The organism is Serratia ureilytica (assembly GCF_013375155.1).
Lineage (GTDB): Bacteria > Pseudomonadota > Gammaproteobacteria > Enterobacterales > Enterobacteriaceae > Serratia > Serratia ureilytica.
This window is the reverse complement of sequence record NZ_JABXOF010000002.1, coordinates 303,288-322,585: the sequence shown is the minus strand read 5'-3', so window position 1 is coordinate 322,585 and position 19,298 is coordinate 303,288. Positions and strand designations below refer to the sequence as shown.

The 19,298-nt window shown below is 62.2% G+C and carries 21 protein-coding genes; 6 read left to right on the top strand and 15 right to left on the bottom strand.

Going from position 1 to position 19,298, the window contains the following annotated elements; genetic code table 11:
- Window positions 1–15 precede the first annotated feature (15 nt).
- Genes pcaF through paaA form a run of 10 tightly spaced genes read right to left on the bottom strand, consistent with a single transcriptional unit; the run spans window position 16 to window position 8,360 of the window.
- Window positions 16–1,221, bottom strand: coding sequence for a 3-oxoadipyl-CoA thiolase (gene pcaF, locus HWW83_RS04985; RefSeq protein WP_108681033.1), 1,206 nt, complete (start codon window positions 1,219–1,221; stop codon window positions 16–18).
- The gene (gene paaI / locus HWW83_RS04980; protein ID WP_033650803.1) at window positions 1,218–1,658 is read right to left on the bottom strand and encodes a hydroxyphenylacetyl-CoA thioesterase PaaI; all 441 of its coding nucleotides are present in this window, start codon (window positions 1,656–1,658) and stop codon (window positions 1,218–1,220) included. The genes pcaF and paaI overlap by 4 nt, the downstream gene beginning before the upstream one ends.
- Entirely contained in the window at window positions 1,655–3,187 is a 1,533-nt protein-coding gene (locus HWW83_RS04975) for a 3-hydroxyacyl-CoA dehydrogenase (protein WP_163965650.1), read from the bottom strand. Before HWW83_RS04975 ends, paaI begins: the two co-directional genes overlap by 4 nt.
- Before the next feature lie 2 nt (window positions 3,188–3,189).
- Window positions 3,190–3,981 carry a 2-(1,2-epoxy-1,2-dihydrophenyl)acetyl-CoA isomerase PaaG gene (gene paaG, locus HWW83_RS04970; protein ID WP_176589043.1) on the bottom strand — a complete coding sequence of 264 codons (792 nt, stop codon included), beginning with the start codon at window positions 3,979–3,981 and terminating at the stop codon, window positions 3,190–3,192.
- Between the two features lie 3 nt (window positions 3,982–3,984).
- On the bottom strand, window positions 3,985–4,758 hold the full coding sequence (gene paaF / locus HWW83_RS04965) for a 2,3-dehydroadipyl-CoA hydratase PaaF (protein ID WP_033643611.1): 774 nt from the start codon (window positions 4,756–4,758) through the stop codon (window positions 3,985–3,987).
- Between the two features lie 8 nt (window positions 4,759–4,766).
- Window positions 4,767–5,825 (bottom strand): 1,2-phenylacetyl-CoA epoxidase subunit PaaE, encoded by a 1,059-nt coding sequence (gene paaE / locus HWW83_RS04960; RefSeq protein WP_033643610.1) that lies wholly within the window; start codon window positions 5,823–5,825, stop codon window positions 4,767–4,769.
- Window positions 5,826–5,838: 13 nt separating this feature from the next.
- Window positions 5,839–6,336, bottom strand: a complete 498-nt coding sequence (gene paaD, locus HWW83_RS04955) for a 1,2-phenylacetyl-CoA epoxidase subunit PaaD (RefSeq protein WP_033643609.1) — start codon at window positions 6,334–6,336, stop codon at window positions 5,839–5,841.
- A gap of 9 nt (window positions 6,337–6,345) precedes the next feature.
- Window positions 6,346–7,104 (bottom strand): 1,2-phenylacetyl-CoA epoxidase subunit PaaC, encoded by a 759-nt coding sequence (gene paaC, locus HWW83_RS04950; protein ID WP_089194909.1) that lies wholly within the window; start codon window positions 7,102–7,104, stop codon window positions 6,346–6,348.
- A gap of 8 nt (window positions 7,105–7,112) precedes the next feature.
- Window positions 7,113–7,400, bottom strand: a complete 288-nt coding sequence (gene paaB, locus HWW83_RS04945; protein ID WP_004935173.1) for a 1,2-phenylacetyl-CoA epoxidase subunit PaaB — start codon at window positions 7,398–7,400, stop codon at window positions 7,113–7,115.
- A 21-nt stretch (window positions 7,401–7,421) separates the two neighbouring features.
- The gene (paaA, locus tag HWW83_RS04940) at window positions 7,422–8,360 is read right to left on the bottom strand and encodes a 1,2-phenylacetyl-CoA epoxidase subunit PaaA (protein ID WP_033643607.1); all 939 of its coding nucleotides are present in this window, start codon (window positions 8,358–8,360) and stop codon (window positions 7,422–7,424) included.
- A gap of 316 nt (window positions 8,361–8,676) precedes the next feature.
- On the opposite strand from paaA, the gene paaZ reads away from it, so the two are divergent.
- Window positions 8,677–10,743 carry a phenylacetic acid degradation bifunctional protein PaaZ gene (gene paaZ / locus HWW83_RS04935; protein ID WP_176589042.1) on the top strand — a complete coding sequence of 689 codons (2,067 nt, stop codon included), beginning with the start codon at window positions 8,677–8,679 and terminating at the stop codon, window positions 10,741–10,743.
- 43 nt (window positions 10,744–10,786) lie between these two features.
- Here paaZ and kdoO read toward each other — a convergent pair whose 3' ends face one another.
- Both kdoO and HWW83_RS04925 read right to left on the bottom strand, forming a co-directional pair.
- Window positions 10,787–11,680: a Kdo hydroxylase KdoO gene (gene kdoO / locus HWW83_RS04930; protein ID WP_089194906.1), complete on the bottom strand. Its 894-nt coding sequence runs from the start codon at window positions 11,678–11,680 to the stop codon at window positions 10,787–10,789.
- A 494-nt stretch (window positions 11,681–12,174) separates the two neighbouring features.
- Window positions 12,175–13,728, bottom strand: coding sequence for a sensor domain-containing diguanylate cyclase (locus tag HWW83_RS04925; protein WP_060660554.1), 1,554 nt, complete (start codon window positions 13,726–13,728; stop codon window positions 12,175–12,177).
- Window positions 13,729–13,888: 160 nt separating this feature from the next.
- On the opposite strand from HWW83_RS04925, the gene HWW83_RS04920 reads away from it, so the two are divergent.
- Window positions 13,889–14,083 (top strand): hypothetical protein, encoded by a 195-nt coding sequence (locus tag HWW83_RS04920; protein ID WP_033643602.1) that lies wholly within the window; start codon window positions 13,889–13,891, stop codon window positions 14,081–14,083.
- Window positions 14,084–14,098: 15 nt separating this feature from the next.
- On the opposite strand, the gene HWW83_RS04915 is transcribed toward HWW83_RS04920, so the two are convergent.
- Window positions 14,099–14,518, bottom strand: a complete 420-nt coding sequence (locus tag HWW83_RS04915) for a VOC family protein (protein WP_033643601.1) — start codon at window positions 14,516–14,518, stop codon at window positions 14,099–14,101.
- Between the two features lie 176 nt (window positions 14,519–14,694).
- The gene (locus HWW83_RS04910) at window positions 14,695–15,615 is read right to left on the bottom strand and encodes a Kdo(2)-lipid IV(A) acyltransferase (RefSeq protein ID WP_089194905.1); all 921 of its coding nucleotides are present in this window, start codon (window positions 15,613–15,615) and stop codon (window positions 14,695–14,697) included.
- Window positions 15,616–16,245: 630 nt separating this feature from the next.
- On the opposite strand from HWW83_RS04910, the gene HWW83_RS25660 reads away from it, so the two are divergent.
- The 3 genes from HWW83_RS25660 to HWW83_RS04900 all read left to right on the top strand — a co-directional run bounded on the left by HWW83_RS25660 (window position 16,246) and on the right by HWW83_RS04900 (window position 17,191).
- Window positions 16,246–16,446, top strand: a complete 201-nt coding sequence (locus HWW83_RS25660; protein ID WP_033643599.1) for a glycine zipper domain-containing protein — start codon at window positions 16,246–16,248, stop codon at window positions 16,444–16,446.
- 11 nt (window positions 16,447–16,457) lie between these two features.
- Window positions 16,458–16,706, top strand: coding sequence for a GlsB/YeaQ/YmgE family stress response membrane protein (locus tag HWW83_RS04905; RefSeq protein WP_004935146.1), 249 nt, complete (start codon window positions 16,458–16,460; stop codon window positions 16,704–16,706).
- Between the two features lie 95 nt (window positions 16,707–16,801).
- A complete protein-coding gene (locus tag HWW83_RS04900) occupies window positions 16,802–17,191 on the top strand; it encodes a YidB family protein (protein ID WP_019453502.1) in 390 nt (129 codons plus the stop codon).
- 3 nt (window positions 17,192–17,194) lie between these two features.
- Here the strand turns inward: HWW83_RS04900 and HWW83_RS04895 are convergent, their stop codons facing one another.
- A complete protein-coding gene (locus HWW83_RS04895; RefSeq protein WP_033650815.1) occupies window positions 17,195–18,127 on the bottom strand; it encodes a LysR family transcriptional regulator in 933 nt (310 codons plus the stop codon).
- A gap of 110 nt (window positions 18,128–18,237) precedes the next feature.
- Between HWW83_RS04895 and HWW83_RS04890 the strand changes: the two genes are divergently transcribed.
- Window positions 18,238–19,290 carry an SDR family oxidoreductase gene (locus HWW83_RS04890; RefSeq protein WP_089197188.1) on the top strand — a complete coding sequence of 351 codons (1,053 nt, stop codon included), beginning with the start codon at window positions 18,238–18,240 and terminating at the stop codon, window positions 19,288–19,290.
- Window positions 19,291–19,298: the final 8 nt, after the last annotated feature.

Sequence of the window (19,298 nt, the reverse complement as noted above, 5' to 3'; positions counted from 1 at the left end):
GGTTAGCCTCAGGGGTCAGACACGCTCAATGATCATGGCGATGCCTTGGCCCACGCCGATGCACATGGTGCACAGAGCGTAGCGGCCGGCTCGCCGTTCCAGTTCAAACAGGGCGGCCAGCGCCAGGCGCGCGCCGCTCATGCCCAGCGGGTGCCCCAGAGCGATCGCGCCGCCGTTGGGGTTGACCTGCGGGGCATCGTCCGGCAGGCCAAGCTGGCGCATCACCGCCAACGCCTGGGCGGCGAACGCTTCGTTCAGTTCGATGACGTCCATCTGCGCCAGGCTCAGCCCGGCGATCTCCAGCACCTTGCGGGTGGCCGGCAGCGGGCCGATGCCCATCAGCCGCGGCTCCACGCCGCAGGTGGCGGTGGCAAGGATGCGCGCGCGCGGCGTCAGGCCCTGGCGCGCCGCCATCGCTTCGGAGGCGACGATCAGCGCGGCCGCGCCGTCGTTCAGCCCCGAGGCGTTGCCGGCGGTGACGCTGCCGGGCTGACGGAACGGGGTTTTCAGCGCCTGCAGCTGATCGAAGGTGGTGTCGGCGCGCGGGTGTTCATCCTGGCTGAACAGGGTGACTGCGCCTTTTTTACCGGTGAGGCTGACCGGCGCTATCTCCTGCGCCAGGTATCCCAGCGCCTGCGCCCGGGCGGCGCGCTGCTGGCTGCGCAGCGCAAAGGCGTCCTGATCGGCGCGGCTGATGTTGAACTGCGCCGCGACGTTTTCGGCGGTCTCCGGCATCGAATCGGTGCCGAACTCGGCCTGCATGCGCGGGTTGACGAAGCGCCAGCCGAGGGTGGTGTCGTACAACTGCGCCTGGCGGCTGAAGGCGCTGTCGGCCTTGCCCATCACCAGCGGCGCTCGGGTCATCGATTCCGCGCCGCCGGCCAGCATCAGCCCGGCGTCGCCGGCTTTGATGCTGCGCGCCGCCATCGCCAGCGCGTCCAGACCCGAACCGCACAGGCGGTTCACCGTGGTGCCGGAAACGCCGACCGGCAATCCGGCCAGCAGCAGCGCCATGCGCGCCAGATTGCGGTTGTCTTCCCCGGCCTGGTTGGCGCAGCCGAGGATCACATCGTCCAGCTGCGCCCAATCCACCTGTGGATAGCGCTCCAGCAGCACGCGCAGCGGCAGGGCGGCGAGATCGTCGGCCCTCACCTGGGCCAGCGCGCCGCCATAGCGGCCGATCGGGGTGCGCACGCCGTCGCAGATAAATGCCTGATTCATGCCCGATCTCCTAAAATGCTGTGGCCGAGGCGGTGCGCGCGGCCGCGAAACCAGGCGACGGTTTTGCCCTGTTGATTGACGATTTCGACGTCATACAGCCCGGTGGCTTTGCCCTGATGGCGCATCTGCGCGCTGGCGGTGAGGCGATCGCCGGCCAGCGCCGGGCGGACGAAGTCGATGCTGCAGCCGGAAGCCACCGCCGCCAGCCCCTGGCTGTTGCAGGCGTAGGCGAAGGCGGTATCCGCCAGGCTGAACAGTTGGCCGCCATGGCAAGTCTGGTGGCCATTGAGCATCTGCGGGCCGACGGTCATGCTGACCTGCGCGTACCCGACGTCGACGGCATCGATGTGCATCCCCATCGCCTGAGCGCAGGTATCTTGCTGGAACATCTGTTCGGCGCAGCGCTGAGCCAGCGCGCGCGGCGTATTGGCGTTCATTGTTCGGCTCCTGGGAAAGCGGCGGGGGAAGCGTAGCGGCGCAGCAGCGGCATCGGGCGATAGCGGGCCTCGCCGTAATAGCGTTGCAGGTTTTCCAGCGTCGTCAGGATGTGGCGCCAGCCGAGCGCGGCGCCCCAGGCGAGCGGGCCGCGCGGATAGTTGACCCCGCGCAGCATCGCCAGATCGGTATCCTCGGCGCTGGCGACGCCTTTGTTCACCACGTCGAGCGCTTCGTTGGCCAGCATGGCCAGGGTGCGCATCGTTAGCAGGCCGGGGTAATCCGGCAACGGGATGACGCGTTTGCCGAGGGACTGCAGCAGACGGATCGCTTTGGCATTGTGTTGCGCGCCATTTTGCGCCGCGCAGCTGATGGCGATGGCGGAGGCATGCGCATAGTCGGCACAGAGATCGAACAGCACCACGGGCATTCCACGTTCGTCGGCCAGTTGGCCGGCGGTTTTACCATTGGTTAACATCAGTGTAACGTCGTCGATCGTGACGTGCGGGCTGGTCTGGCCAGGTTGTTTGATCGCCCCCGCATTTTCGCTTAACAGCTGCGCCAAATCGGCCAGCGAAGACCAGTCGCCGTGCAGCGTAACGCGCTGCGGCAGCGCGGCCTGCGCCGGTGGCGCAAAGGCGATCATCTCTGCGGTGGGGCGTTGCGCGTCGTAGCGGTAGAAGCCGCGGCCGGATTTGCGGCCGAGGCGCCCGGCGGCCACCAGCTCCTGCTGCACCAGCGAGGGGGTGAAGCGCGGATCCTGGTAGAAGGCCTGATACACCGAGTCGGTCACGGCGTAATTGACGTCCTGGCCGATCAGATCGGTCAACTGCAGCGGGCCCATGGCGAAACCGCCGGCGTCGCGCATTACCGCATCCAGGGTGGCGGCGTCGGCCACCCGTTCTTCCAGCGCGCGCAAGCTTTCGGCGTAGAACGGCCGCGCCACGCGGTTGACGATGAATCCCGGCGTCGAGCGGCACACGACGCTCTGCTTACCCCAGCGCTGCGCCAGGGCTTGCAGCGCGGCGAGGGTCTCGGCCCCGGTCTCCAGACCGCTGACGATCTCCACCAGCTTCATCAGCGGTGCCGGGTTGAAGAAGTGCAGCCCGGCCATGCGCTGCGGGTGTTGCAAGGCGCCGGCGATGGCGGTGATCGACAGCGAGGAAGTATTGCTGGCGAACAGCGCCGTGGGCGAGCAGACCGCTTCCAGATCGCGGAACAGGCTCTGCTTGATCGCCAGATTTTCCGCCACCGCTTCAATCACCAGCGCGCTGTCGGCCAGTTGCTCGAGCGAATCGGCGCGTTCGAGACGCGCCAGCAGCGCCTCGGTGGTGTTTGCGTCGGCCTTGCCGCCGTCGACCCGCTGCCGCAGGCGGCGAGCGAGTTCGTCGATCGCGCGCTGGGCGGCGGCGGGGGCGATATCGAACAGCCGCACCGGGTGACCGGCGGCGGCGGCCACCTGCGCAATGCCGATGCCCATGGTGCCGGCGCCGATCACCGCCACCTGGCCGTTAAGAAGGGGCGCGTTCATGGCTATTTCCCGCTGAAGTTTGGCGTGCGTTTGGCGAAGAACGCGCTGACGCCTTCGCGGTAGTCGTCGCTGCGGCCGCCCAATCGCTGCAGATCGCGCTCCAGATCGAGTTGTTGATCGAGGCTGTTGGTGGCCGAACTGTAGATGGCTTTCTTGATTAGCCCCAGACCGTAAGTCGGCTGGGTGGCCAGATGGCGCGCCAGCGTTTGCGTGCGGTCGGCCAATTCATCCGCCGGCACCACCTGCCAGATCATGCCCCACTCCAGCGCCTGTTGAGCGCTGATTTTGTCACCCAGCAAGGCCATGCCCATCGCGCGGGCGTGGCCGGCCAGCCGCGGCAGGAACCAACTGCCGCCGGAATCCGGCACCAGCCCCAGACGGCAGAACGACTGAATAAAGCCGGCGTTGTCGGCGGCGATGACGATATCGCACGCCAGGGCCAGCGCGGCGCCGGCGCCGGCCGCCACGCCGTTGACTGCGCATACCACCGGTTTCGGCAGGGCGGTCAGGCGGCGGATCAGGGGGTTGTAGAAACGTTCGACCGACAGGCCGAGATCCGGCGCCTGTTGATCGGCGCTGACGTTGCGATCGTTGAGATCTTGCCCGGCGCAGAAACCGCGCCCGGCACCGGCGATCAGCAGGCAGCGCACGCTGTCGTCGCGCTCGGCTTGCGTCAGCGCTTCGCTCAGCTGGCGATGCATCTCGTCGTTAAAGCTGTTGAGCCGATCCGGCCGGTTGAGGGTCAGCGTCAACACGCCGGCCTCGAGATGACTGAGAATCAATGCGTTATCCATAAATCAGCGCCCCTGATAGTTTGGCGTACGTTTTTCGAAAAAGGCGGCGATGCCTTCGCGGCGATCGTCGGTGGCGGCCAGGGTGACGAACTGCTGACGCTCCATCGCCAGCCCCTGGCTAAGGCCGGTTTCCTCGGCCTGTTTCAGCGCCTGCTTGGCGGCGCGCAGCGCCAGCGGCGCCTGACGGCTGATGCGATCGGCAATCTGCTGCGTGCGCTCCAGCGTCAGGGCATCGACGCACACTTCGCTGATAAGGCCAGCCTGCAGCGCGGTGCGGGCGTCGATGGCTTCGCCGGTCAGCACCATCTGGCTGGCGCGCGACTTGCCGACGCAGCGGATCAGGCGCTGGGTGCCTCCGGCCCCCGGCATCAGGCCGAGGGTGATCTCCGGCAGGCCGAAGCGGGCGCTTTCGCCGCCGATAACGATGTCGCAGGCCAGCGCCAACTCGCAGCCGGCGCCCAGGGCATAGCCGTTCACCGCCGCCAGCAGCGGCTTGCTGAACTGCGCCAGCCGCTGCCACAGCTGCGGACGGCGATCCGCCAGCGCGGCCGGCAGATCCTGCCGTTGCAGCTCGTGCAGATCGGCCCCGGCGGCGAAGAAACGCGCCGCGCCGGCGATCACCACGGCGCCCACGCCGCTGTCGGCATCGGCCTGATCCAGCAGAAACACCAGCTGCTCCAGGCAAGGGGTGCTCAGGGCGTTGCGCGCCTCCGGGCGGTGCAGCGTCAGCGTGACCACGCGGTGCTGCTGCTGACGCAAAATAAAGGGGGTATCCATCGCGGCTCCTAGACGTCGAAGTCCAATACCACGCCGTCGCCTTTCGGCCACGACTGGCAGCTCAATACATAGCCCGCCGCCAACTGATCCGGCTCCAGGCTGTAGTTGACACCCATCTCGACCTGGCCAGCCTTCAGACGGCATTTGCAGGTGGCGCATACGCCGCCTTTGCAGGCGTAGGGCAGGTCGGCACCCTGGCGCAGCGCGGCGTCGAGAATGCTATCGTCCTGTTCGCCGAGCTCGATATCCAACCGGCGGCCGTCGAGCAGGATTGTCACCCTGGCGGCGTTGCGATCGCCGCTGTGGCGCGGTCGGGCGACCAGGCCGCTGGTGTTGAAACGTTCGCTGTGGATGTGGTTGGCCGGGACGCCGGCCTGTTCCAGCACGGTCTGCGCGTCGTCCATCATCGATTCCGGCCCGCAGATGAAGGCGTGGTCATAGTCGCGGAAATCCAGCAGCGCGCCGCCGATCGCCGTCAGGCGTTCACGATCGATGCGGCCGCTGAGCAGCGGGCTGTCGAGGCTCTCCTGGCTGAACAGGTACAGCGGCTGAAAACGCTGCGGGTAGCGGTTTTTCAGATCCGACAGCGCTTCTTTGAACATCATCGAACGGCTGTTGCGGTTGCCGTAGATCAGGGTAAAACTGCTGCCCGGTTCGAGCTGCAGCGTCGCTTTGATGATCGACAGCATCGGCGTGATGCCGGAGCCGGCGGCGATCGCCAGGTAATTGCCGCGGCGCTCCGCCTGCGGCTGATAGCCGAAGCGCCCCTGCGGCACCATCACTTCCAGCGCATCGCCGACTTTCAGCATACGGTTGACGAAGCCGGAGAAACGGCCCTGATCAATCGCTTTTACGCCGATCTGCAGCAGGCCTTCCTGCGGTGAACTGCAGATGGAATAGCAACGCCGCAGCTCTTCGCCGTTGACCCGCGCCTTGAGCGTCAGGTGCTGGCCGGGGGTGTAGCGGTATTGGTTTTGCAGCTCTTCGGGCACCCGCAGGGTGATGGCTACGGCGTCCGGCGTTTCGCGCTCGATGGCGGCGACGTTCAGGCGATGAAAGACCGTCATGGTGTCAGCGCTCCTATATGCATTTGAAGTAGTCGAACGGTTCCCGGCAGTCGCAGCAGCGGTACAGCGCTTTACAGGCGGTGGAGCCGAACTCGCTGATCTTCTCGCTGTGGGTGCTGCCGCAGCGCGGGCAGGCGACCGGGCCGTGGGCGTGCGGCCGATCGCAGGTGTGGCCCTGCGGGGGCGCTACGCCGTATTGCCGCAGCCGCTCGCGGGCGTCGGCGTTCATCCAGTCGGTGGTCCAGGCCGGGCTGAGGCGAATGTCCACCCGCACCGGGCTGAAGCCGGCGGCCGTCAGCCGCTGCTCGATGGCGTTGAGTAAAAATTCGGTGGCCGGGCAGCCGGAATAGGTTGGGGTGAAGGTCACGCGCCAGCCGCTGCCGTCGCGCACCACGTCGCGCACCATGCCCAAATCGGTGATCGACAGCACCGGCAGTTCGGGATCGCTGATCTGCTGCAGGCAGTGCCAAATCTGCGGGATTTCGGCGGGTTGCAAACGAGTGACGTTCATCGCGGCCTCCTACCACTGACTGTTTGGATAGGCGCGCTGCAGGAACTGCATCTCCGCCAGCAGCGGGCCGAGGTGTTCACTGTGTCGGCCTTGTTTGCCGCCGTGCCGGAACGCCTGCTCGGCGGGCAGCGTCAACGTCGCCTGGCGCAGCGTCTCCTCCACCTGCGCTTGCCAGGGAGCCTGCAGCTGGCGCGGATCGACGGCGATGCCCTGTTCCGCCAGCTCAAGCTCCAGCGCGTCGGCGTGGAACAGCTCAGCGGTGAAGCGCCACAGGTTATCCAGCGACTGCTGGATCTTGCGGTGGCTGATGTCGTTGCCGTCGCCGAGGCGGATCATCCAGCCGCGGCTGAAGCGCAGGTGGTAATCGGCCTCCTTCAATGACTTGGCGGCGATGGCGGCGATCTGCGCATCGCGGCTGCGGCTCAACGCCTGATGCAGCTGCACGTGGTAGACGTCGAGCAGGAACTGGCGCACCAACGTGTCGTTGAAACCGCCGTTCGGCTGTTCCGCCAGCAACAGGTTATGAAACTGGCGTTCGTCGCGGCCGAAGGCCAGGCTGTCTTCGCTGCAGGGCGGCCCGGCCAGTTCGGCGGCGTAGCTCAGGAAGTTGCGCGCCTGGCCGAGCAGATCGAGCCCGATGTTGGCCAACGCCAGATCGATTTCCAGCTCGGGCGCGTGGCCGCACCAGGCGCACAGACGCTGGGCGAGGATCAAAGGCGTGTCGCCCTGGCGGAGCAAATAGCTGATGCGCGGATCGTTAACCGTCATGGTCGCCTCTACATGTTCTTGATGCCGTCGGGAATGGTGTAAAACGTCGGATGACGGTAGATCTTGTCTTCGGACGGATCGAAGAACGCGCCGCGATCTTCCGGCTGCGAGGCGATCAGATGGCGGGATTGCACCACCCAAATCGAGCAGCCTTCGTTGCGGCGCGTGTAGGCGTCGCGGGCGTTTTCCAGCGCCATTTGGTCGTCTGCGGCGTGCAGGCTGCCGACGTGGCGATGCGCCAACCCTTGTTTGCTGCGGATAAACACTTCATACAGCGGCCATTCAACGTGGCTCATGATCTCGGTTCCTTATGTTGGCTATGCGGCGGAAGCGGCGTTTTTCGCGGCGTGGGCCATGGCGCCGTCGCGTACCCAGGCGCCGTCTTCCCAGGCGCGGCGTTTGGCCTGCAGGCGTTCGTGGTTGCATTGGCCGCGTCCTTTGATCACTTCATGCAGTTCGCTCCAGTCGATCTCGCCGAAGCGATAGTGGCCGGCGGCCTCGTCCCAGGTAAGACTCGGGTCCGGCGCCGTCATGCCCAGCGCCGCAAGTTGCGGCACGGTGTTGTCGACGAACTTTTGCCGCAGTTCATCGTTGCTGTGGCGTTTGATTTTCCAGGCCATGCTCTGGGCGCTGTGGGGGGAGTCGGCGTCGCTCGGGCCGAACATCATCAGCACCGGCCACCAGAAGCGATCGATGGCGTCCTGCAACATCGCGCGCTGCGCATCGCTGCCGTGGGCCATCGCCATCACCGCCTCGTAGCCCTGGCGCTGGTGGAAGCTTTCCTCTTTGCAGATTTTCACCATCGCCCGCGCGTAGGGGCCGAAGGACGCGCGGCACAGCGCCACCTGGTTGACGATGGCGGCGCCGTCGACCAGCCAGCCGATCACGCCGATATCCGCCCAGTTGAGCGTGGGGTAATTGAAGATCGAGGAGTACTTCATTTTGCCGTCGAGCATCTTTTGGTAGATGTCCTGGCGCGAACAGCCGAGGGTTTCGGCGGCGCTGTAGAGGTACAGGCCGTGGCCGGCCTCATCCTGCACTTTGGCCAGCAGCACCGCTTTGCGGCGCAGCGTGGGGGCGCGCGTCAACCAGTTGGCTTCCGGCAGCATGCCGATGACTTCCGAATGGGCGTGTTGGCCGATCTGCCGAATCAGGTTCTGACGGTAAGCGTCCGGCATCCAGTCTTTGGCTTCGATAGCGATATCCGCCGCGATCTTGGCGTCGAAATGCTGCTGATACTGTGCTTCAGTTGTCATGCTCGCCTCTTGGTGATTCGTATTTTTCACATTGAATATAAAAATGTGAATCACTTTAACTAACCATAAGGCTACAAACTGATAACAAAAAGATCAAACGAGATTCATGTGGTTTTGCGAGCGCACTCACAAGTGAATTGTTTATATTATTGATTTAATTCGATAAATAAAATCAATGACTCTGTGTTAACGACAGGGAAAGCGGCTTGAACGCGCTTCTTGTTCTCTTTTTGTTAAAATTGGTTTGGCGTAAACTGGCATTTATGTGATACGTAATTAAGCTGTAGGGTGAAAATTTATGAATTTTGGAGGGCACATGCAGCAGTTACACAGTTATCTTTCTGGCGCCTGGGTGTATGGGCAGGGAGAGAGCCGCGAGATCCGCCACGCCGTGACCGGCGAGGCGCTGTACCAGGTCTGCTCCGACGGCCTGCCGTTAGCGGCGAGCCTGAGCTATGCCCGCCGCCACGGGGGGCCGGCGCTGGCGCAAATGACGTTCCAGCAGCGCGCCCAGATGCTCAAAGCGGTGGCGAAACACCTGCAGGCGCACAAAGAGGCGCTGTATCAGATTTCCTATCAAACCGGGGCGACGCGCAGCGACGGCTGGGTCGATATCGAAGGCGGCATCGCCACGCTGTTCGCCTATGCCGGCATGGCCGGCCGCGATCTGCCGGATGATACCCTGTGGCCGGAGGATGAGCTGATCCCGTTGTCGAAACAGGCGCAGTTCGCCGCTCGCCACGTATTGACCTCGCGCCCGGGCGTGGCGCTGCATATCAACGCCTTCAACTTCCCTTGCTGGGGCATGCTGGAAAAACTGGCGCCGACCTGGCTGGCGGGCATGCCGGCCATCATCAAGCCGGCCACCGCCACCGCGCAGCTGACGCAGGCGATGGTCAGGCTGATCGTCGACAGCGGGCTGGTGCCGGAAGGGGCGCTGCAGTTGGTATGCGGTGGCGTCGGCGACATGTTTGCGCACCTGGATTATCAGGATGCGGTGACGTTCACCGGTTCGGCGCAGACCGGGCAGCGGCTGCGCGCGCACCCGCGGCTGTTGGAGAAATCGATCGCCTTCACCATGGAGGCGGATTCGCTCAACTGCTGCGTGCTGGCGGAAGACGTAACGCCGGAGATGCCGGAGTTTGCGCTGTTTATCAAAGAGGTGTGCCGTGAAATGACCGCCAAGGCGGGGCAGAAATGCACGGCGATCCGCCGCATCATCGTGCCGGCGGCGCAGGTGGTTGCGGTGCGTCAGGCCTTGTTGCAGCGCCTGGCTGGGGTGACGGTGGGCGACCCGCAGCTGGAGCAGGTGCGCATGGGGGCGTTGGTCAGCCACGAGCAGCGTGATGATGTGCAAAGCAAGGTGGAGTTCCTGCTGCGCAACGGCTGCGAACCGCTGTGCGGCGCGTCGCTGGATAAGCTGGAAATCCTGGGCGACGGCGCGCGCGGCGGGGCGTTTTATCCGCCGACCCTGCTGTATTGCGCCGATCCGTTCACCCATCAGGCGGTGCACGGCACCGAGGCCTTCGGCCCGGTGGCGACGCTGATGCCGTATGCGGATACCGAGCAGGCGATCGCGCTGGCGTTGCTGGGGCAAGGCAGCCTGGCGGGCTCGCTGGTGACCGCCGACCCGACGCTGGCCAAGCGCTTCATTCGCGCGGCGGCGTGCGCCCATGGCCGCATGTTGATTTTGGATGAACAGGCGGCGGCGGAGTCCACCGGCCACGGGTCGCCGCTGCCGATGCTGGTGCACGGCGGCCCGGGGCGCGCCGGCGGCGGGGAGGAGCTGGGCGGATTGCGTGCGGTGAAGCACTATATGCAGCGCACGGCGATCCAGGGCAGCCCGGCGATGCTGGCGGCCATCGGCGGTGAATGGGTGCGCGGCGCGCCGGTCGCCGAGCACCCGGTACATCCGTTCCGGAAATACTTCGAGCAGCTGCAGCTGGGCGACAGCCTGTTGACCGCGCGCCGTACCGTGACCGAAGCGGATATCGTCAACTTCGCCTGCCTGAGCGGCGATCATTTCTACGCGCACATGGACAAGATCGGCGCCGCCGATTCGCTGTTCGGCGAGCGGGTGGCGCACGGTTACTTTGTGGTGTCCGCCGCGGCCGGGCTGTTTGTCGATGCCGCCGTCGGGCCGGTGATCGCCAACTACGGCATGGAGAATCTGCGCTTTATCGAACCGGTGAAGATCGGCGACACCATTCAGGTGCGGTTGACCTGCAAGAAGAAGATCCGCAAGCCGCAGAAAACCGCCGAAGATCGGCCGCACGGCGTGGTGGTGTGGGATGTGCAAGTATTGAATCAGGAACAGCAGCCGGTGGCGCTGTACAGCATCCTGACGTTGGTGGCGCGCCAACAGGGGGACTTCGAGGCGTGATGCGCGCTTGCCGCCGCCGGAGCTGCCGGCGGCGGCAATCTATTCAGATCAGCGGCTGACCGCGCAGCTGTTCCAGCACTTTCAGCGGCGAGCGCTGCGGATCCTGCATCTTGTTCACCGGCAGCAAGAAGGTCTGTTCCAGCATAAACTGGCCGCCCATCGCGGCGTGCGGCGTTTGATCCGAGAAGCAAATCCAGCTGCTGCCCGGCGGAAACGTCAGCGCCAGCTGCGGCCCCTGTTGTTGATAATCGCCGTCGGCCTTCATGGCGTCATGCAACTGCAGCATCAGGTGGTCATAATGGCTGCGGCGGGTTTTGGTGATGCGTACCCGGTGCTGCAGCCAGCTGCTGAAGGCGGAGTAGCGCGCCAGACGCGGCATAAAGCGTTGCGCCAGCTCAGGGAACGGTTCGCCGACGCGCCATTGGCGATGTTCACCGTGCGGATTGATGTTGGTGAAAATGCGCAGAATGCGTTCGCCGTAGTTCGGGCGCGACGGGAAAGCGTCGACGTGCAGCCGGCTGTCGTCTTTGCGCCAGGAGCTGCTTGCGCGCCAGGCCGAAACCGGATGCAAACGCAGGCTGCCGGTCGGATGGTGCAGCGCCTCCTGATACTCGGGCAACAGCCCGGCGATCAGCTGGCGGCAAGATTGGTAATAACGTTCCAGCAGTTGCTGAACCTGCTGCCGGCGCTCCGCGACGGCGACGCCGGTCAGCTTGCCGGACAGCGGTTGATAGCTGATGTTTTTGCGCTTCGGATCGACCAGCGCCGGATCCAGCAGCGGCATTTCCTGCTCAGACAGGGTGAAGGCCAGTTCGGGCAGAAACAGCACCTTGCCCTGTTCCAGTTCGCTGACCGCGCTGGATGCTTCCGCTGCCGCCCATTGTCGCAACGGCAGCGTCAGGACGGCCTGTTCACGCATAATATCGCCAGTAGGCATGAGATCTCCTCGCAAATCTATATCGCTTTATTCCCGCCTTTCAGGTTGCCGCGTGGTTGGCTGCACTGGCTTGCGCCGTGGCTGGCTGGAGCGACGCCAAAAGTCTTTGCGTCGGTCGCCCAAATGCAACGTGAAATTTATGGGTTCTATTATGGATGTATCAGCAGGGCGCAGTGCGCCGAAGCGTGCGATGGCTTCCTGATATATAGAATAGTCCTGCTAAGGGTATCACCGGCAATGCCAATGAAAAGTAAACGGAGGCTAAACGAGGCTCGGCGTAGGCACGAATAATCAAAAATGGCACGAATTGTCCGCGGAATAGCGCATTTTTTATCTTATTGAATTGTAATGGAAATAAATATGCTGCTTATTTATTGGCGTTATTTCATTCCGAGAGCGGGGCAAATTGGGGAAATAATGTTTCGGCGGGAAATTATTTCATTTTTGTCGTGGGAATAAATCGGGCCGCCCAATTTTGGTGGCCCGATGAGTGATTAAGCGCCGTAAATGCAGTTTTTGCCTTTTTTCTTGGCCTGATACAGCGCGCTGTCCGCCTCATTGATAAAGCTGATCGGCGTATCGTTATACATATGCGGCACTTTGGCGCAGATGCCGATGCTGATGGTGACGATGCCGTGCGGGTTGCCCTGATGCGGGATCTTCAGATCGCGCACCGCCTGGATGACGCGTTCGGCGAAAATCAGCGCGCCCTGCACGTCGGTATCCGGCAGGATAATCCCCATCTCTTCACCGCCGTAGCGCGCCAGAATATCGTTGCTGCGGCACGCCAACCCTTTCAGCGTCTGGCCGATCTGCTGCAGGCACTGGTCGCCGGCGACGTGGCCGTAGCTGTCGTTGTACTGCTTGAAGTAGTCGATATCCAGCATCAGCAGCGCCACGCTGCGGTAGTTGCGCGAGGCGCGCGCCAGCTCGTTCTTCAGCGCAATGTCAAACTGGCGGCGGTTGGCCAGGCCGGTCAGGCTGTCCAGCAGCGCCAGTTCTTCCAGCATCTGGTTGATGCTGGTCAGCTGATCGCGGGTGCGCATCAGCTCGGCTTCGGTTTGCATGCTGTGCTTGATTTGCCGCAGCAGCACCGCGCCCATCGCCAGCAGGATCATCAGCAGAGAGAGGCCGCCGGCGGCGAACAGGCCGGCGTCGGTGCGCCAGTCCGCCAGCGCGTCGCGTTTCGACAGCCCGGCGGCGATCACCAGCGGAAAGCGGTTGACCCGCGAATAGCCGTAGATGCGCTCCACTTTGTCGTACAGCGAGGTGATGGTGGCGTTGCCGAATTCCGAATGCGGCAATATTTCGCTGAACAACACGCCCTTGGCGATATTTTTACCGATCGAGGCCGCCGAGTAAGGGCGGCGGTAGAGGATGGTGCCGTCCGCCAGCAGCAGATTTAGCGAGGCGTCGGTGTTGAGGGCGAAACTGTCGTAAAACTGGCGAAAATAATCGACGTACAACGTCGCCAGCACCACGCCGCCAAAGCTGCCGTCCGGGTTGTTGAAGCGCCGCGAAACGGGGATGATCAGATCGCCGGTGGTGCGGCTGCGGATCACCTCGCCGATGTACAGACCGCCGCCATCGCGGTTTTGGTGATATTTGAAGTAATCGCGATCGGCGTTGTTGGCGTTCTTGATGAATTTGCCCGAGGAGGTCGCCAGCCAGCGGCCGCTCGCATCGTAGATAAACATCCCGTGCAGCTGCGGCAGGTTGCCGACCTGGGTTTGCATCACCCGTTGCAGCCGGGTCAATTGCGAGGGCCCCAGTCCGTCGTTCTGGAGACGTTCGGTCAGATCGAGCAGATTGCCGTCTACCTGCATGAAGGTATCGTCGGCATGCTGCGCCAGCGAACGGGCTAGGTTGGCGGATTCATGCTCGGCGCTGCGCAGATCCCGCTGGTGCGCGTTCCAGATTTGCCAGCTGTTAAAGAGGATCAGCGTGGCGGCAACGATGATGACAAACACGCCGGCCTGAAATAATAATGGGGAGCTTTTAACGCTGCGCGGCGCCGCGGCATCCTGTATGGGTTGCTGCTGAGTCATGTCACCCTTGTTGTTTGATTACTATTCAATTTGAGTTAAGAGCAATCTTATATTTTATGCATAAATGCGCCAGACCTCTAGCCCTTAACGTGGCGATAGGGAGAAAGGCGCCTCGCACCCCGCATTTGCGGCGGTATGAACGCGAAGGAGTAAAAGAGCCATGTCGGATTACATCATTATCGCTTTACTGACGCTGGCGGTGTATTACCCCCTCACGCTGGGGGCGCTGGCGGTGATGATGTTCTTCGCCTGGCGGCGGCGACGGTCGCCTTACTGGCGGTTGGGGCTGGCGCTGTTGACGGTGTTGTTCGCGCTGTTCGCCAAAGCGGCGTATGACTGGCACCGCTACAGCTAGCGGCGCCATGCGGGGTTATTCGACGTTGATCATCCAGTTGACGCCGAATTTGTCGGTCAGCATGCCGAAGCCTTTGGCCCAGAAGGTGGCTTGATAAGGCATCGTCACCTGGCCGCCCTGCGCCAGCTTATCGAACAGTTTGCGTCCTTGTTCCGCGTCGCTGGGGTTCAGCGACAGCGAGAAGCCTTTGTGGGAAGCGCCGCCGCTGTCATCCTGCGGACAGCCGTCGGAGGCCATCAGCACGCCGTCGCCAATCAGCAGACGCGCATGCATGATCGCTTCAGGATTGACGTCCTGCGGCCCGCCTTGGCGGGCTTCTTCGGGCATGTCTTTAAAGCGCATGACCATTTCAATTTTGGCATTCAACTGCTGTACATAGAAGTTAATCGCTTGCTCACAGTTACCGCTGAAGAACAAATAGGGTTGTACCAGCATGACATTGACCTCGGTTGTGGCCCGACAGGCAACGACCGGCCCTCGGGCGGGAAGAAATGATTGCTGGCGGCAATAATTGCCGTCGGTGACTTATTAGTGTAGTCCCCCTGACGTAGAATGCTCGTGCGAGGTGAGCGCCTTCGCCGCCGGCAGGGCGGGCGAAGGCGCGAAGGCGGTTAATACAGCGAAGGTTCGCCGGGTGGGCGGGTTTTAAAGCGGCGGTGCAACCACATGTATTGATCGGGCGCCAGCAGCACCTGTTCTTCCACCACGCGGTTCATCATGGCCGCCGCGCGCGTTTCATCGTCCAGCGGGAAGTCCGTCAGCGGCGGCTGCACGATCAGCTCGTAGCCGCAGGCATTCGGCAGGCGGCGCGGCACGAATGGCACGATCGACGGCCGCCCCATACGCGCCAGGATATAGGTGCCGGTCGTCGTGGCGGCGTTTTCCACGGCGAAGAACGGTGCGAACACGCTGCTTTGCGGGCCGTAATCGTGGTCCGGCGCGTACCACAGGATTTCACCCTGCTTCAGGTTGCGGATCATGCCTTTGATATCTTTACGATCGATCATGAATTTATTCGAGCGCAGCCGGCCCCAGGTCTGCACCCATTCCATCAGCTTGTTATTGTGCGGGCGGTGTACGCCGATGCCGGGGTTTTGCATGCCGAAGATGCGCGCGCCCAGCTCCAGAGTGAGGAAATGCAGGCCGATCAGCAGCACGCCTTTCCCGTTCTGACGCGCCAACTGCATGTTTTCCATGCCGCTCACCTTAAACCAACGGGCGATGCGCCAGTCAGGCCAGAACCAGGCCATGCCGACTTCGAACAGGCCCATGCCGACGGACTCAAAATTTTTGACAATCAGCGCCTCTCGTTCGGCGGCGGGCATCTCAGGGAAACAGAGTTCTAAATTACGGCGCGCTATTTTTACCCGGCGTTTCATCAGGGGCATGGCGATTCTGCCAAGGCCGTGTCCAAGCCGATAAATGAGCGGATAGGGCAATAACACCAATAGATAGAGTATTCCCAGCCCTATCCACAGCAACCAATAACGAGGGCGCAAGAATTCGCGCTCAAAGCGTTGGTTTAAAATCATTTTTTCTGTTCTTCCTTTAATTTCGCAATGGGACCTTAACCCAAATTGTTATGGGCGAAATGATAGAGCATTTTTTGTGAGACCGGGTTTTCCATTCATGCTTTTTTTTTTACGCTTTATTTAAGCGCAGACGGAAAACGGAACGAAATGAGATTTTTACCGAGGGAAGGGCGGATATTCACCGCTATTTCAACCGGCTGGCGACATTGAAAAATAAGGACACAATTCAGCGCATCGCAAAAGTGACAACCACTATGTAACCTTAGAGAAACAGCAGCGCGGCGGAACCGTCCCAAACGGCCGCCAGCGCATACAGCAGCGCGAGAATCAGGACAAAAGGGGCATTGAACATCGGCGTTTCCTCCAGGAGGCTGTGTTTAAAGTTTAGCCTGCCCAGATGACAATGGGATGAAATGCGATCGCTTTTGACGCGGTGAAATTCAGACGGACGGAAATGGGTAAACCGCTGATTTTTTACTATAGTCATAGTGTGATGTTGTGCGTTTGTCGCCGTACGCCCCGTCTTGAACGGCTGTGGGCAGAGTGTCCAGAGCAAGATCGCGGAACGGGCAGCGCCGGACGTGAAACAGGTGACGAAGTTCTCAGAGGGCGGGTCTGTAAGGATTTGACATGTCATATGAAAATGACGATCTAAGCGGTGTTGAGCAACCGAGCGACTACGTTAAAACCACCGCCTGCGAAGTGCGCAGCGGCGTAAAGGCAGCGCTCGAGCAATCATGTGCCTGCATCAAGGATAACCCTTGGGCAGGGGTAGGCGCCGGCGCCGTCGTGGGCCTGGTAATAGGATTTCTGTTAGGCAAAAGGCAATAGGGAGAGTAAAAATGGGCATCATTTCCTGGATCATTTTTGGTTTAATCGCCGGTATCCTGGCTAAATGGATTATGCCGGGCAAAGACGGCGGCGGCTTTATTGTTACCGTTATACTGGGGATCGTGGGCGCCGTCGTCGGCGGCTATATCAGCACCTTCTTCGGTATGGGGCGCGTTGACGGTTTTAACCTGGGCAGCTTCGTGGTGGCGGTCATCGGTGCCCTGGTGGTGCTTTTTGTCTACAGGAAGATCAAAGGCTAAGCAGCCGTTGCTCAACAGGGTCGCCGCGGCGGCCCTTTTTCGTGAAATCAATCCGGCTGTGCGGCACGGGCCGCAGCGGCTGAAAGGGGAATATCATGGGTCTGTTCGATAGCGTATTGGGTAACATTCTGGGCGGCGGCGCCAACGGCAAAGGCATCGACTACATCGCCATTATGCAGTGGGTCGAGCAACAAGGCGGCCTGCAGGCCATTTTGGACAAGTTCCGCCAGGGGCAGTTCGGCGATATCGTCGGTTCCTGGCTCGGTAACGGCGAAAACCAGCCGATTACCGGCGATCATGTGCAGCAGGCGTTGGGCAGCGATGCGATCAATCAATTGGCTGAAAAGCTGGGCGTCGATCCGGCCCAGGCGTCCAGCACCATTGCACAGTTCTTGCCGACGGTAGCGGATGCCGCTTCGCCAAACGGTGAAGTGCAGCAAGACAGCAATGAACTGGGTGACATGGTCGGCAAACTGTTCAAATAATGATTATGCTCCCGGCGTCTGGCCGGGGGCATTCACTCCGCTAATTCCCTCGATCGCCGTCAACGCCTGTTGCAAATGCGCCACCCAGGCGCGCACTTTCTGCGGAATAAAACGTAAAGCGGGATAGACCGCATGCAGCGCCATGGGCGGGTAGCGGTATTCCGGCAAGACGGGAACCAGCGCCCCCGTCGCCAGCTGTTCGCCGATCAGCGGCCGCTGAGCGCCACCGATGCCGGCCCCGGCCTCGATGGCCGCCAGCAGCGATAAGGTATTGTTGGCGCGAAACGTGGGTCGCAGCGCGACCATCTCGGCGCCGTGGGGGCCGAGCAGGGTGAGCGTATCGCCATCGTTTAGGCCGCTGTAGCGAATGTGCGCATGTTTCACCAGATCCGCCGGCGAACGAGGGGCGCCATGCCTGGCCAGATAGGCCGGCGACGCGACCAGCAGGCGTTGCAGCTCACCCAACCGTTTCGCCACCATGCCGGGCGCGTGCAATTCGCCGAAGCGCAGCGCCACGTCGATGCCTTCGCCGATGACGTCGGCGCGGCGATCGTCCAGCAGCAGCTCGATGGTGAGATCCGGATGACGTTTTTGGAACGCGATGGCCAAAGGGGTGATATGCCGTTGTCCGAATCCGGTCGGCGCATGCAGGCGCAAATTGCCCTGCAGCTGGTGGTGCTGGCCGTGCAACGCCTCTTCCGCTTCGTCGACCGCCGCCATAATCGGTTTGAGGCGCTGATAGTAATCATTGCCGGCCTCCGTCAGGGTGACCGCCCGCGTGCTGCGAAACAGCAGCTGCGCCCCCAACTGCTGTTCCAGACCGGCGATTTGCTGACTGACCGCCGGCTGCGTCAAACGCAGATCGCGCGCGGCGGCCGACAGGCTGCCCAGCTCCGCCACCCGCATAAAGGTTTTCATTGCGTTCAGCTTATCCATGTCGATTTTGCCTATAGATATTTCTTATTAGTGTTAGTGGAAACCCTCATCTACCGCAAGTATCGCTAATCAATAACACTCAGGGTATCGATAATCCGAGGGGTGACAAAATGAACGCAAAGCGACAGGCGCTGGTGATCGGCGCCAATGGCGTGATTGGGCGCCGATTGATTGAGGAGCTGATTGACCAAGGTTGGCAAGTGGTGGGCGTTTCGCGCCGGGGCGGCGAACCGGCGCCTGGGGTGCGCCACCTGCAGGTTGACCTGCTGGATGCGGCGGCGACGCGGGACGCGCTGCGTCCGCTGAGCGCGATTAGCCACGTTTTCTATGCCGCCTATCAAGATGCTCCGGATTGGGCGGGGCTGGTGGCGCCGAACCTGCAAATGTTGCAACACGTTGTCGAAGGGCTGGAGCCGATTGCGCCGGCGTTGGAACATATCAGCCTGATGCAGGGCTATAAAGTTTATGGCGCGCATTTGGGGCCGTTTAAAACGCCGGCGCGTGAAAGCGATGCCGGGCATATGCCGCCGGAGTTTAACGTGGCGCAGCAGCAGTATCTGGAGCAGTGCCAAACAGGCAAGCGCTGGCGTTGGAGCGCCATTCGCCCGAGCGTCGTGGGGGGCTTCTCGCTCGGCAACCCGATGAATCTGGCGTTAAGCATCGCGGTTTACGCCTCGATCAGTAAAGCGCTCGGGCTGCCGCTGCGCTTTCCCGGGAAGCCGGGCGCTTACCACAGCCTGTTGGAAATGACCGACGCCGGACTGCTGGCGCGCGCCACGCTCTGGGCGGCGACCGAACCTGCGGCAGCCAATCAGGCGTTTAACATCAACAACGGCGATCTGTTTCGCTGGAGCGAAATGTGGCCGAAAATCGCCGCGTACTTCGGGCTGGAATGTGCGTCGCCGTTGCCGATGACGCTGGAAAACATGATGGCGGACAAAGCACCGCTGTGGCGCGAGCTGGCGCAACGGCACTCCTTGACCGAGCCCGATTACCGGGCGGTGGCCGGCTGGCGTTTCGCCGATTTCGTCTTTTCCTGGGACTACGACATGTTCGCGGACGGCAGCAAGGCGCGGCGTTTCGGTTTCCATCAGTTTGTCGAAACCGAAGCCATGTTTTTCTCGCTGTTCGATGCATTCCGTCGTCGCCGCATCATTCCCTGAATGCGGCA